Source organism: Isoalcanivorax indicus (genome assembly GCF_003259185.1).
GTDB classification, from domain to species: Bacteria; Pseudomonadota; Gammaproteobacteria; order Pseudomonadales; family Alcanivoracaceae; genus Isoalcanivorax; species Isoalcanivorax indicus.
Genome location: NZ_QGMP01000001.1, coordinates 241,783 through 255,885, shown reverse-complemented (window position 1 = coordinate 255,885; position 14,103 = coordinate 241,783). Strand labels below are relative to the sequence as shown.

At 65.4% G+C, this 14,103-nt stretch carries 11 protein-coding genes; 2 read left to right on the top strand and 9 right to left on the bottom strand.

Annotation, left to right across the window (positions count from 1 at the left end; genetic code table 11):
* The 4 genes from DKW65_RS01185 to DKW65_RS01170 form a co-directional block, all read right to left on the bottom strand.
* Positions 1–957 carry a D-Ala-D-Ala carboxypeptidase family metallohydrolase gene (locus DKW65_RS01185; protein WP_111655534.1) on the bottom strand — a complete coding sequence of 319 codons (957 nt, stop codon included), beginning with the start codon at positions 955–957 and terminating at the stop codon, positions 1–3.
* 62 nt (positions 958–1,019) lie between these two features.
* Positions 1,020–2,672 (bottom strand): L,D-transpeptidase family protein, encoded by a 1,653-nt coding sequence (locus DKW65_RS01180; protein ID WP_111655533.1) that lies wholly within the window; start codon positions 2,670–2,672, stop codon positions 1,020–1,022.
* Positions 2,673–2,684: 12 nt separating this feature from the next.
* Positions 2,685–4,991, bottom strand: coding sequence for a mechanosensitive channel protein (gene ybiO, locus DKW65_RS01175; protein ID WP_111655532.1), 2,307 nt, complete (start codon positions 4,989–4,991; stop codon positions 2,685–2,687).
* Positions 4,992–5,149: 158 nt separating this feature from the next.
* Positions 5,150–6,067 (bottom strand): cation diffusion facilitator family transporter, encoded by a 918-nt coding sequence (locus DKW65_RS01170; RefSeq protein ID WP_111655531.1) that lies wholly within the window; start codon positions 6,065–6,067, stop codon positions 5,150–5,152.
* Positions 6,068–6,200: 133 nt separating this feature from the next.
* On the opposite strand from DKW65_RS01170, the gene DKW65_RS01165 reads away from it, so the two are divergent.
* Positions 6,201–6,578: a hypothetical protein gene (locus DKW65_RS01165; protein WP_162925636.1), complete on the top strand. Its 378-nt coding sequence runs from the start codon at positions 6,201–6,203 to the stop codon at positions 6,576–6,578.
* A 109-nt stretch (positions 6,579–6,687) separates the two neighbouring features.
* Positions 6,688–9,168, top strand: coding sequence for a protein translocase subunit SecD (gene secD, locus DKW65_RS01160; RefSeq protein ID WP_111655529.1), 2,481 nt, complete (start codon positions 6,688–6,690; stop codon positions 9,166–9,168).
* A gap of 96 nt (positions 9,169–9,264) precedes the next feature.
* Here secD and DKW65_RS01155 read toward each other — a convergent pair whose 3' ends face one another.
* The 5 genes from DKW65_RS01155 to DKW65_RS01135 are packed head-to-tail and all read right to left on the bottom strand — an operon-like array spanning position 9,265 to position 14,044.
* Positions 9,265–10,809, bottom strand: coding sequence for a cobyric acid synthase (locus tag DKW65_RS01155; RefSeq protein WP_111655528.1), 1,545 nt, complete (start codon positions 10,807–10,809; stop codon positions 9,265–9,267).
* Positions 10,810–10,816: 7 nt separating this feature from the next.
* Positions 10,817–11,428 carry a cob(I)yrinic acid a,c-diamide adenosyltransferase gene (gene cobO / locus DKW65_RS01150; protein ID WP_111655527.1) on the bottom strand — a complete coding sequence of 204 codons (612 nt, stop codon included), beginning with the start codon at positions 11,426–11,428 and terminating at the stop codon, positions 10,817–10,819.
* Between the two features lie 21 nt (positions 11,429–11,449).
* Complete coding sequence (locus DKW65_RS01145; RefSeq protein WP_111655526.1) at positions 11,450–12,211, bottom strand: ABC transporter ATP-binding protein; 762 nt, start codon at positions 12,209–12,211, stop codon at positions 11,450–11,452.
* Positions 12,208–13,191, bottom strand: a complete 984-nt coding sequence (locus DKW65_RS01140; protein ID WP_111655525.1) for a FecCD family ABC transporter permease — start codon at positions 13,189–13,191, stop codon at positions 12,208–12,210. The genes DKW65_RS01145 and DKW65_RS01140 overlap by 4 nt, the downstream gene beginning before the upstream one ends.
* A complete protein-coding gene (locus DKW65_RS01135; protein WP_245932364.1) occupies positions 13,178–14,044 on the bottom strand; it encodes a cobalamin-binding protein in 867 nt (288 codons plus the stop codon). Before DKW65_RS01135 ends, DKW65_RS01140 begins: the two co-directional genes overlap by 14 nt.
* Positions 14,045–14,103 lie beyond the last annotated feature (59 nt).

The following is a 14,103-nucleotide window of genomic DNA, read 5'->3' as shown; positions in this document are numbered from 1 at the left end:
TCAGGGAATGGCCCAGCGCGCCTCGTGGCCGCGTGCATCCACATGCAGAAAGGCGCCACGGTGTGCGCGCGCGCCGTACAGACCGAGCCCGCCCTGCAAACGACTGAACAACGGTTCGGCAAACAGGGACTCGGCAATGTCGTGCAGGACGCGCGCATCGGCCATATCCAGCTTGCCGTCTCCGTTCAGATCATCCATGCGCCCGCTGCCATTCGTATCAATGTAAATGTCCGCCGCGCCACCCCAGATATGCCGGGAGTAGGCGCCGTTACCAATATTGGCGTTGTACCAGGGCGTGCGGAAACCGCTCATGACCACGAACGAATCCGTGCGAATGCCACGCCGGTTGACCTCCTCCAGCAACAGTTCGAGCTTGACCAGCAGCGGTTCGCGCAGCGCCATGTATTTCGGCCAGACATCCGGTTGCTGCTTGCACAGAAACTGACCCAGCGTGAAATGCGGCGACAACCGGATATCCAGCATATCCTCTGTCACCTCGATAAACCCGGGGGGTGGCAGATAAACGGGGTTTCCCTGCAGTGGCGATGCAGGATAGCTACCGATCCGGTAACCGTTCAGGTACTGCCCCTTGACGTCGTCCAGTGGCCGCACGATAAACACATGCACCTGAACCTGCTGACCATCAGCGCGCCGCACCCGCACCTGTTGCACGCCGGGCTGATCGGGCACACGCCAGCGCCACATACCGGCAGAGCGGGCAGGCTGCGGCTGACCGTCGAGCAACAGCGTAAAGCCGCCGCGCCCGCTTTCTGCCGCGGGCACCCGGACGGTGACCTGCTCGCCCGGCATCGCCAGCCGCGCAAAATCACGGTAGGCAATATCCTTGCCGGATACCGTGATGGAAAAAGGCGCATGGCCCGCATCGAACTCCGACGCCGCCACCGCCCAGAACGGCATGGCCAGACACCACACCAGTACGCACCGCATCACCCACATGGCGCACGGAACTCCAGAAAGAAGAATAAGGGAGTGAGCCCCCCGGCACACCCCGCTGTCCCTCAGCGGGGCGGCGCCTCATTCAGCGCCGTGCGCACGGCCGGATCACGGTCGTAAACATCCCGGACATAATATACCTGCCCGTCGGCTTCCACCCACGCTGTCCAGTAGAGCAGGTGTACCGGCACCGCACGCCCCAGACGCACGGTGGTCTCAGCCCCTTGGTCCAGCGTCCGGCGAATTCGTTCCCGTGACATCACCTGGGGCCGCCCGGGGCCGTCCAGCAGCCATTCCGCCAGCCCCACCGGGTCACTCACGCGAATACACCCGGAGCTGGCCGCCCGGTCCTCGCGTGCAAACAGGCCTCGCGCCGGGGTGTCATGCAGGTAGACATTATGTTGATTGGGAAACATGAACTTGGCCTGCCCCAGCGCGTTGCGCGGCCCAGGCGACTGGCGCAGCCGATACGGGAACTGGCGCGGCCCCAGAGCCTGCCAATCCACGCTGGCCGGGTCCACCCGCTCCTCCTGGGCCCCCCAACCCCTGAGCACCTGAAAACCCATGTCATGCAGGTAATTCGGGTCGCGGCGTATCTGCGGCAGTTGATCCTGCACCGCCAGCGAATGGGGCACCTCCCAGGACGGGTTCAGCACCAGATAGGTCATCCGGCCGGTGAACACCGGCGTGCGTCGGTAGGGACGCCCCACCACCACGCGCTGGCGCATCACCTCCTCACCGTCGGCCATCACGGTCATGAAGAACCCCGCGATATTCACCAGAATATGTTCGTTGCCCAGATCGGCAGGCAGCCACCGCCAGCGCTCCATGTTGACCCGCAATTGCTCGATGCGCGCCTCGGGCGACACGTTCAGCGCCTCCAGGGTGCGCGCCCCGACCACGGCATCCGCCTCCAGGCCATGGCGACGCTGGAAGCGGCGCACCGCCGCCGCCAACGGCGCGTCGAAGTGCCTCGGGTCGGGCACCGCCTCGTCCGTCAGGTCCGCCAGTTCGATCAAGCGCCGACGCAGTGCCTCGACCCGCTCGGCATGTTCCCCCTCGCGCAGGGTCGGCCCCTCCGCCACCCGGGTCCATTCCCCGCTCAGACTGCGCTGCAAGGCCAGCCGCTCGCGCAGGGCTGCATAGGCCGGCTGTGGCGGCAGCCTGTCCGCCAGCACACTGGCCGGTGTCCCCACGTCACCACGGGCGGCCTGCTCCAGAGCGGGGATCAGCACCGTATCCTCGCGCCCCAGGAACCAGCCGGGATCAACCCGCGCGGGGTCCACCTTGCCGTCGGCGTAATGCTTCGCCAGCAGCAGGAAAGCATCGGAGGCCAGTAACTCCGCATCGGTAATCACCCGACTGTCGCGCTGCCCCGCCGGTTGTGAAGCCAGCTGTGCCAGTACCGACTCCAGCGCTGCCAGGTGATAGTGCTCGGGCAACAGGCCCTCGTGGTGAGCCGCAGCAATGGCCGCGGGCAACCCGGTCAGTGCGCGACGCGGCGTGGCCTCATCAAACCAGATCGGCCGATAACCGCGCGCTTCATAAAAGTCCTGCAGCACCGCGGCCGTATAGAGCCGCTCGCCCCCGGCTTCCAGTTCACCCGGCGCCTGCAACACCTCAAGGCGATGACGGATTCGCTCGGTCACCTCCGCAGGCGCCAGGGTCGGGATCAGCCACAACCCCAGCAGCACGACCAGCGCTGGCACCGATTTCATCTTTTCTCTCCTTCAATCATCCGCATCGTCGTAGTCGCCGCGCTCCACCGCATTGGTCTCGCTGCGCGCCGACGAATCCTGGCCACGCGCCGACGGCAACGCTTTCGGCTGCTGGATCTGCACCGGCGCCGGCGGCGCGCTGCCATCCTTGTCCTGACCAAAGTACAACGTCATGTGCGGGAACGGAATCTCGACACCCGCCGCGTCCAGATGTCGTTTCACCAGTCGATTGTAGGCGCGACCCACCGCCCACTGCACACCTGGCAACGTCTTGATGCGCACACGGATGTCGACGGAGCTGTCCCCCAGCGCCGTCACCCCGTGCACTTCCAGCTCGCCCAGAATCTTCGCGCGCTGCTCCTCATCGCTGACCAACTCGTCAAAGGCATCACGCAGCAGGCCGATCACCTCATCGGTATCTTCACGATACGCCACGCCGTACACACCGACGTGATAGGCGAACTCACGCATGTAGTTGGCGACCGTGTCCACCGACGAGAAAGGAATCAGATGATAGGTGCCGGACAGATCGCGAATCCCCAGGGAACGGATGGTCAGCTTTTCCGCCGTACCGGTGACACCGCCTGCGGTCACGATGTCGCCCGCATTGATGGCATTTTCCAGCTGAATGAAGACCCCGGTAATCACATCCTGCACCAGCTTCTGGGCACCAAAACCGATGGCCAGACCCAGTACCCCGGCACCGGCAATCAGCGGCCCGATATTGATCCCGATTTCGGACAGGATGATCATCGCTGTCATAACCACCAGCACCACCGCCACGGCATTGCGGAAGATGGTCAGCAGGGTGCGCTCCCGCGCACTCGGCTCGCCGCTTCCCGTTTCCGGGTTGAGGCGCTGCTCGATCCAGCTGGCCAGTCCGATCCACAACACCGATGCCACCAGCACAATCAGCAACACACTGATCAGCGCGCCCACCGTGTGCGTGCCCGCATCCGATACCAGCCAGTCCCCGACATTGAAGACGCCCCAGGCATTGATCACCACCAGTGACACCACCGCAATAATCAGCAACCGCATGGTGCGCAACGCGCGCGGCACGAAGCCATTAAGCCGTGTTTCCAGCATCGGGAAGCGCTGCCGGGTTTCTTCCGGCAGCACCAGTTGATGACTGATCACCCGCGTCAGCACCAGCGACACGAACACGCCGATACCGATCGCCGCCAGCGACTGCACCGTGGCCGACAGCATGGCGGGCAGCGCCGTTTCCGGGCGCAGCAGGGTGACAATGCCCAGCGCGGCAAAATAGCCGATTGCCAGCACATGCCAGCTGCGCGCCAGCATACCGATCGCCACTCGCGAGATCGCCATATCGGCGCGATTGGCACGCTGCTGCAAGGCATGGGATACGCTGTCGCGATTCTGCATGATGACGGCCAGCGCATACACGAAGGCCAGCCCCATGATGACCAGCGTGACCATGCGACCCAGCGCTGGCGAGATATTGAAGTTGATCATCGGCACGATCAGCAGCACACCGTAACCGATAAAGCCGCTCAACCGCGCCAGCCAGGCGTTCCAGTAGGCCGCATCTTCCGCCGGAATGGGCAGCAGGCGCAGGCTGTCATCACGGGATGCAAAGACGGTCCGCAAGGCCACCTTGAACACCTCGATCAACAGGAAGGCATTCAGGAACAGGGATTCCCGCGCATCCATCTCGCCGGGCTCACCGATGACAAACAGCGCCACCAGATAACCACTGATCCAGGCCAGCAGCACCACCATCAGATCCAGCGCAGACGCCCCGATGATGCCGACACCACGGCGCATCAGTGAGGGCTTCGTCTTGACCCAGCGATTGGCTCGACCGAACAGGGGCCTGGCCAGGCGCCGAAACACGAAGAACAGAATGAGGGTGGCCAGAATCACCAACCCCAGATTGCCCAGGGCGCGCGCAATCTCCGGCATGTTCAGCGCATCGCGCGCACTGCCCAGTGCCGTCACCGCATCGACGCCGCCCGAGAACTCGCTGACAATGCCTTGAGCAAAATCCTGTGTGCTGTTGGCAATACGACGCGCCAGCGACACCTGTTCCAGCGTCTGGCCGCTGGGCGCCAACGCCATATCGACATCGGCCACTGCCACCTCCGGCAACGCCACATCGCCCTCCGCCAGCCGCTCCAGCTCGGCAATCAGATCAGCGCGTCGCGCATCATCAGCAAGAATATCGGCCAACACACGATAGGCGGAATCCTCCTGAGCGTGCGCCACACTTCCCGGAGAGAGAAGCAGTAGCACACCGAAAAACAGCGTCGATAGCGCCGTCAACAGCGCGGACGCGCGTCGGGAAGCGGGCATAGAAAATCTCCACAGCACATAGCAAAGCCACAGCATAGGAACTGGGAGAAGGGGATACCACCCGGCAACGGTTTCTGTTCGTCACAGAACGAAAAAAAGCGAAAAATCAGACGCCTCGGCGTGAGGCTTGCGTGAAAAACGGCTGCATTATCACCAGCTCATGAAAGTCGCATCGGCGCCGCCAGCGTTTCATCGGCCGTGAACACCACATCGGCCACGGTAACGGCATGCACCCGCCGCACCGCCGCGTAGACCTGCCGATAAGCGTCATCAAGTTCTGCCAGCGTGTGCACCGCATAATCCTGCGGCAACACCACATGCACCGTGACATACAGCATGCGACCCGGACGCACCATGCGCACATACAAGGCTTGCACCGGCAGGTTCGACAGCGCCTCTTCGATGGCATGACGCACCGGCACGGCCAGTGAGGCAGGCGGTGTACGATTGAGCAGTTCCATGACCGCACGCGACGCCATGCGGATCGGTACGCTCAGGCACAACAGCACCACACCAAGCACCAGCACCGCATCCACATACGGCACCAGCGACGTCCAGCCCAGCCAACGGAACAACGGCACCAGACAGAACGCCCCCAGCACAGCGGCGGAAATCAGGCTGTTCACCAGCCAGTTTTCAAAATCGGCACGCACCAGCGGGCTGCGCACATGCCGACGTGTGCGATGCATCATCCAGGCCGTAGCGGAACAGGCCAGCGTCGCAAAGGAGGCGTAGACAATGGCCAGGCCGGCGGCAATCTCGCGGCCGCCGGTCAGCAGCGTCATCACCGCGTCCACCAGGGCGACACCGGAGATGCCCAGAATCAGCAAGCCCTTGCCGGCATTCACCAGCGACTCGAAGTAGGCATAACCGTATGGGAAGCGCTCGTTGTCCGGCCCGGCCGCCAGCGCCCCCACGCGCACCGTAATCACCGCCACCAGGAAGTAGGTCAGGTTGAACAGGCCGTCCAGCAGGATAGCCCGCGATCCCGAACCCAGGGCGGCGGTGACGCCCACCACACCCAGCAACAACGCCATCGCCGCTGACAGCATCAGCGCTCCGCGTTCGGTCTTCATGTGCGTCTCCACCGGGTTGACGACGCGATGATAGCAAGCCGAACTTCAGATTGCCGTGCCCGTCATAGAGGCATAGCATAATGGCCCAGCACGCCCGACCAGGCGCCAACGGATTCGCACAGTGACCCTCCCCTTGCAGCCTGTTTCACAGGATACGCCTCGCCAGCACGCCGCCCCGGCGTCGTGGCCGCGTGCCTGGCGCAGTCTCTGGTTGCTGCTGATCCTGCCCGGCCTGCTGTCGGCGGGCACAGCGCGTGCGCTGGATCTGGATGGCCCCGCAGGTCAGCACAGCGTGGACATTCCCACGCTGGCCGTGGTCCGCGATCTGCCCGGTCATCTTCTGACGTCACCGCCTCACGAGGCCGACGACACCCCGGCCATAGCGACCGCACCTGCGGCCCGCCACACCCTGCCACAACGCGGCGCGGTGCCCCTGCCTGCCGCCCCGACGCTGGCCCGTCACCTTGAACGGCATCCTGGCCATCCCCGCGCCCCACCCGCTCTGATCTGATCCGCCGCTGTCCTTGCGACAGCCCGACGCCGGACGCCACACGCCGCGCGGCTGATGCCTCGTGCGTGCTCGCCTTCCGGTCCGACAACACGATCAGACAGGACAACTCATGCAATCCTTCTATTCCCGGGTCATCGCCTACGGGCTGGTGATCCTGCTCGGGCTCGGCGCCGTATTGCCTTCGCTGCTGCCGGAACACGCCCGTCATGCCCTGCCCGATATCTGGGCCGAACGACACATCAACCTGGGTCTGGATCTGCGCGGTGGCTCACACCTGCTGCTGGACGTGGACACCGACCGCCTGGCCGGCGAACACCTGCTGCAACAGGCCCTGGCCCTGGGCCAGCACCTGGACGACGCCGGGCTGCGACACAGCCGCCCGGTCCTGAACGAGGATGGCAGCGTCAGCCTGCGGCTGGGCCTGCCCGCTGACCAGAACGCCGCACTGGAACTGGCCCAGCGGCTGGCGCGCGAACAGCGCCCCACCGCCTTCAATGTCACGCAGGACGGCCAACGTCTGACGCTGGTTGCCACCTATGCCTGGCGCGAAGCCCTGACCCGCGACGCCGTGGAACGCAGCCTGGAAGTGGTGCGCCGACGCCTGGATGACACCGGCGTGGTGGAACCCCTGATCACGCGCCAGGGCAGCCACAGTGTGCTGGTGCAGATGCCCGGCGTCACCGACCCGGGCGAGATCAAGCGCCTGCTCGGTCGCACGGCGGTCATGACCTTTCATCTGGTGGCCGACCAGAGCGGCCCCGGGGTTCAGGAATTGCCGGACCGGCAAGGCCAGCACCTTTACCCGGTGCAACGCACCGCACTGTTGAAAGGCGAACATCTGGAGGACGCCCGCCTCGGCTTTGACGACCGCACCGGCGAGCCGCTGGTCACCTTTCACCTGAACAAGGTGGGCGCACAACGCTTTGCCGACATCACCCGCGCCAACGTGGGCCGGGCCTTTGCCGTGGTACTGGATGGCCAGGTGATTACGGCGCCGGTGATCCGCACCGCCATCACCGGTGGCCACGGCCAGATCAGCGGCGGCTTTACCAGCGGCGACGCCAGCGAACTGGCCCTGCTGCTGCGCAGCGGCGCCCTGCCCGCGCCGCTGACGGTAGTGGAAGAACGCACCGTGGGCCCGGATCTGGGCAGCGATGCCATCCAGATGGGCGTCACCACCGGGCTGCTCGGCGCCGCGCTGGTACTGGGCTTCATGCTGGTGATCTACGGTCGCTGGGGGCTGATCGCCAACACCGCACTGGTGCTCAATGTGCTGCTGACCCTGGGCCTGCTGGGGCTGCTCGGGGCCACCCTGACCCTGCCAGGTATCGCCGGGCTGATTCTCAGCATCGGCATGGCGGTGGACGCCAATATCCTGATCAATGAGCGCATCCGCGAGGAAACCCGCCGCGGCCGCCGCGCCATGAGCGCGCTCAATGCCGGTTTTGATCGCGCCTTCGGCACCATTGTGGATGCCAGCGTCACCACGCTGATCGCGGTCAGTCTGTTGTTCATGTTCGGCAGCGGACCCATTCGCGGGTTTGCCGTCACCATGGGCGCCGGGCTGCTGGTGTCCATGTTCACCGCCGTGGGCGTGACGCGCCTGCTGATGACCGCCACCGTGCGCCGCCGCCCGGGCGCGGCACTGGCCTTGCCGGAACGGGGCTGGCTGACATGCTTCCATGAGGACAGGCCGCTGGGCTTTATGCGCGTGCGCAGCGCCGGGCTGTTGCTGTCGATCCTGTTGTCACTGGCCTCCATCGGGCTATGGTTCTCGCCCGGACTGAATCAGGGCATCGACTTCCGGGGCGGCACCGCCATCGAGGTCAATGCGGGCGCTGATACGACGATCGAACCGCTGCGCGCCGCGCTGCTGCAGGCCGGTGTCACCGAGGCCAGCCTGCAACAGTTCGGTGACCCAGGGCAGTACCGCGTGCGCCTGCCCGCAGGCAGCGACAACAGCCGTATCGACACGGTGCAGACCGCCCTGCGCGGCGTCGCGCCCGATGCTGATTTTCCGAAAGTGGATAACGTCGGCCCCAGCGTCAGCGGCCAGTTTCTGGAAACCAGCCTGCTGGCCGTGCTGCTCGCAGGCGGCGGCATGTTCGCCTACCTGCGGCTGCGTTTTGCCGCGCCCTTTGCCACCGCCGCCATGGCCACCCTGGCGCTGGACCTGACCAAGACGTTCGGCTTTCTGGCGCTCACCGGCATCGAGTTCAACCTGACCGCCATCGCCGCCCTGCTGGCGCTGATCGGTTATTCGGTGAATGACAAGGTGGTGGTGTTCGACCGTATGCGCGAGCAACTGGCACAGACCCCGGACATGCCGCTCGGCGAACTGATCAACCGCTGCCTGACCGGCACGCTGACACGCACCCTGTTCACCTCGGCCACGACCTTCCTGGCCTTGCTGCCCATGGCCATCGCCGGCGGCGATGCGGTGTCCAGCTTTGCCTTGCCGATGCTGTTCGGCATTGTCGTGGGCACCGGCTCGTCGATCTTTATCGCCGCCCCGCTGGTGCTGCGCCTGGGCAAACACCGCCTGAAACAGGACCGCGAGGCCGCCAATGCACTGATGGACATGCCCTGACATTTGTCATGGCACCCGGCCTACGTGTGCTGCGGCGATTTTCAGACGAATCGGGCGCTTTCCGGCAATTTTCCGAAGCGCCCGGCTGTTTGGTGTTCAGGTGCGACCGCAGGTGCGACCGCAGGTGCGGCCGCAGGTGCGGCCGCAGGTGCGACCGCAGGTGCGGCCTTCGCACAGACGGTCCAGAGTGGCCGGGTCCAGGTGGGCGTCCAGCATGTCGGCCAGGCGGTCGAGCTGGGTGTTGCGGTGGGCGCGGTAGTCCACGGGCGTAGCGTCGGCGAGACCCGCCCAGCGCAGCAGGGCGGTGCAGGCGTCGGGGTGGTCGAACAGGCCGTGGACATAGGTGCCAGCGATCTGGTCGTCATCGCTGCGAGCCCCGTCGGGGCGGGGGCCTGCGGCGTCATGCAGTGCCAACAGGGGCCGCGCCAGGGCCGGGCCATCGCTGACGCCGTTGTGGATTTCGTAGCCTTCCACCTGCGCGGCGTCATCGGTGATGACCCGGTCTGCGAAGGTTCGGTCGGCGAACACCCCGCGCACCTGGCGCAACTGCTTGCCCGGCACCATGCGGGTGCTCAGGCGCAACAGACCCAGCCCGGGGCTCTCGCCGGGCGGCCCTTCCAGACCCTCCGGGTCAGCGAGGGTGTCACCCAGCATCTGGAAGCCGCCGCAGATGCCCAACACACGACCGCCGTAACGCAGGTGCCGTTGCAAGACCGCAGGCCAGCCCTGGGCACGCAGCCAGGCCAGGTCCGCGCGGGTGCTTTTGCTGCCGGGCAGGATGATCAGATCGGCGGGCGGCACGGGCTGATCCGGGCCCACCAGAATCAACTCCACCTGCGGGTGCAGCCGCAGGGCATCCAGATCGGTGTGATTGCTGATGCGCGGCAGCACCGGCACCACCACCCGCAGGCTGCCCTCACGGGCAGGCACCGCCACGTCGCCGAGACTGTCCTCGGCATCCAGCAACAGGCCTTGCAGGTAAGGCAACACACCCAGCAGCGGCTTGCCGGTGCGCTGGGTCAGCCAGTCGAGGCCGTTCTGCAGCAGGCGGATATCACCCCGAAAACGGTTGATCAGCAGGCCACTGACACGGCGCTGCTCGCTCACTGACAGCAAGGCCAGCGTGCCCACCAGATGCGCGAACACGCCACCGCGATCAATATCCGCCACCAGCCACACCGGGCAGTCCACCGCTTCGGCAAAGCCCATATTAGCAATGTCGTTGGCGCGCAGATTGATTTCCGCCGGGCTGCCTGCGCCTTCGACAATCACCAGATCATGGCGCGCGGTCAGCGCCTGCCAGGCGTCCATCACCGCCTCGCGGGCGTTTTTCTTGTAGTCCTGGTAAGCACCGGCTTCCAGCACGGCGGCCACGCGACCGCGCAGGATCACCTGAGCGCCGGTGTCGGATTGCGGCTTCAGCAGCACCGGGTTCATGTCGCTGTGCGCGGCAATGCCGCAGGCCTCGGCCTGCAAGGCGGTGGAACGGCCGATCTCACCGCCGTCCACCGTGACGGCGCTGTTCAGCGCCATGTTCTGCGGTTTGAACGGCGCCACCGATACGCCGCGCCGGGCCAGCGAACGACACAGGGCGGCCACCACCGTGCTCTTGCCCGCATCGGAGGTGGTGCCCTGGATCATCAGGGCGTTAGAGTTCAACGCCTTTCTGGGCGCGCACGCCCTGATCGCGGAAGGCGTGTTTGACTTCCTTCATTTCCGTCACCGTGTCGGCCAGATCGATCAGCTCCTTCGGCGCGTTGCGGCCGGTAACCACCACATGCTGCATCGGCGGCCGGTTCTGCAAATCGTCCAGCACGCGATCCAGATCCAGATACTCGTAGTGCAGGGCAATATTCAACTCATCCAGCACAATCAGGCTGTAGCTGTCGTCTGAAAGCATGCGCTTGACGATCTCCCAGGCTTCTTCCGCCTTGCGGCTGTCGCGCTCGCGGTCCTGCGTATCCCAGGTGTAGCCCTCACCCATGACGTGATAATCCACATTGTCCTGGGCCCGGAAAAAACGCTCTTCGCCGGTGCTGAAGCTGCCCTTGATGAATTGCACGACGCCGACTTTCATCTTGTGCCCGAGGGCACGCGCCACCATGCCGAAGCCGGAGCTGCTTTTGCCTTTGCCCGGGCCCGTGAGGACCAGCAGGATGCCCTGGGCCTTGTCGGCTTCCTTGATGCGGGCCTGCATCATTTTCTGTTTGCGCGCCATGCGCTCGGCATGGCGTTTCGGGTCTTTGGCGTCTTCTCGCATGGTGAATCCTCGTCAGTCACTTCAGACGCGCGGCACAAAAACCGGCGCGCCGTCGATGTGGGCCACGGCCAGCGGCTGGCCGTAGAGTTTTTCCAGCGCGTGGGGCACCAGCATGGTGCTGGCCGGGCCCCAGCAGGCTTCGCCGTCGGGATAAAGCAACAGCACATGATCGCACCAGCGCGCCGCCAGATTCAGGTCGTGCAGGCACAGGCAGACCGCGCGACCGGCATCCGCTTCGGCGCGCAGCATCTGCATCACGCTGACCTGATGATGCAGGTCGAGATGATTGGTCGGCTCGTCCGCCAACCAGATCTCCGGCGCCTGGGTCAGCGCCATGGCCAGCGCCACGCGCTGACGTTCGCCGCCGGACAAGGTGGACAACAGGCGGTCGCGCAACGGCCACAGGTCCAGGCGCTCCAGCGCCGTCCGCGCCCGGGCCAGATCGTCACCGCCCTCCATCTGCCAGGGCGACAGGAACGGGTGGCGACCGATCAACACGGTTTCCATCACCGTGGACGGAAACCCGTCCTGCCGTTCCTGGAATACCACCGCCAGCCGTTGCGCCACTTTGCGGCGTGACAAACGGGCCAGTGGCTGATCTGCCAGACACACAACACCCGAGCGCGGCGTGCGCAATCCGGCCAGCGTGTGCAACAAGGTGGTCTTGCCGACGCCATTGGGCCCCAGCACCCCCCATACCTGCCCGGCGGCCAGTTCCAGGGTCAGCGCGCGGCCATCGGCACGGCCGGGAATATCCAGCACCAGATCTGCAATCTGCATCATGAAGCGCGACTCCTGTGCAGCAGGAACAGGAACGTCGGCACGCCCAACAAGGCGGTAATCACCCCCACCGGCAACTGCTCCGGCGCCAGCGTCGTGCGCGCCACGGTATCGGCTACGGTCAGCAACACCCCACCCGCCAGCGCCGCCGCAGGCAGGATCACGCGCTGATCATTACCCAGCACCAGACGCAGCATATGCGGCACGATCAAGCCGACAAAACCGATGCTGCCCGCCGTGGTCACCGCCACCGCCGTCAGCAGGCTTGCCAGCACGTAGATGCCCCACTCCACCGGCCGTACCGCGACGCCGAGTGCCGCCGCCTGCAAGGGGCCACGGGCCAATACGTTCAGCGTGCGGCCCGCCGGCAACAGCACCAGGCAGGCGAGCAGCAACACCGTGACAGCAGGCCAGGGACTGCGCGCATAGCTCAGGTCGCCCATCAGCCAGTACAGCATGCCCGGCAAACGCTCCGCCGGACTCAACGCCAGCATCAAGGTAATCAGCGCGCCCCAGCCCGCCGCAACCACGACACCGGTGAGCAGCAAACGGGTGGGTGTCCAGCTGCCGGTACCATGCGCCAGACCGAATACCAGCAGCGCCGAAATCAGCGCGCCGCCGAAAGCGGCTGTCGGCACCAGCAGCAGACCCAGCCCCAGGAACATCGCGCCCAGCGCCCCCACCGCCGCGCCACCCGACAAACCCAGCACATAGGGGTCCGCCAACGGATTGCGCAACAGCACCTGCATCAGGGCCCCGGCCACGGCCAGCAAGCCGCCCACAGCAAACGCTGCCAGCGCACGAGGAGCACGCAACTCCAGCACCAGAATCCGGTGCAGCGGCTCACCACCGCCGCCGAAAACCGCAATCAGTTGCTGGCGGGAAATCGGCTCACTGCCAAACGCCACCGCACCCAGCAACGCCAGCAGCGCGGCCAGCACCAGCAGCGCAAACACGAAAATCGTTCGATTAACGCCGCGCACGGGCCGTATCCAGATGCGCACACAGATCGCGGGCGCCGTACAGTAAGCGCGGCGTGGGGCGCTGGATCAGCGAGGGCGCCACAAAGAACAGATTGTCGCGCTGCACCGCCGTGAGATCCGGCCAGGCCCGCCAATGATCCAGCCAGTCCGCATTTTCTTCGCCCATGCCCCCCGCCACGATGGCTTCGGGGTTGCGTTGCAGCACCGACTCAAGACTGATGCGTGGAATCTGCCGTGGCAGCGCCGCAAAGATATTCTCGCCTCGACACAGATCGATGACCTGATGAATGAAATGGCTGTCGTTCACCGTCATCAAGGGCTCGTCCCAGACCTGGTAGAACAGCGGCACCGGGGCGGCATCGCGGTAACGCAGGCGCAATGCCTCGATGCCCTGGCGGAAATCCGCCGCCGCCTGATGCCCTTCCGATTCACTGCCCAGCAGGATCGACAGCCGCTCCAGCGAACTGGCCACCTCTTCAAACGTCTGCGGTTCGGAAATAAACAGCGTGCGGCCGAGCCGCCTGAGCGTCGCCACCTGCTCCGGCGGATTACCGGACGGCATCACCAGAATCAGGTCCGGGTCCAGCGCCAGCAGGGCTTCCAGATCCAGTCGCCGGTTACTGCCCAGTTGCGGCAGCCTGGCCGCTTCCGGCGGGTAGTCACTGTAGTTCACTGCGGCCACCATACGGGCGCCACCCCCGGCAGCGTAGACCAGCTCGGTCGCCCCGGGGGACAGGGCCACCACCCGCTGCGCAGGGTGATTCAGACACACCCGATGGCCATCATCATCCAGCACACAGCGCGCAGGCGTATCCGCCAACGCCAGCGAGGCGGTGGTCAGCAGGCCAGTCATCAACAGCCTTGTCATCCAGTGCAGACACATGGGCATTCCGCAGCACCCGGGTCAGAGCA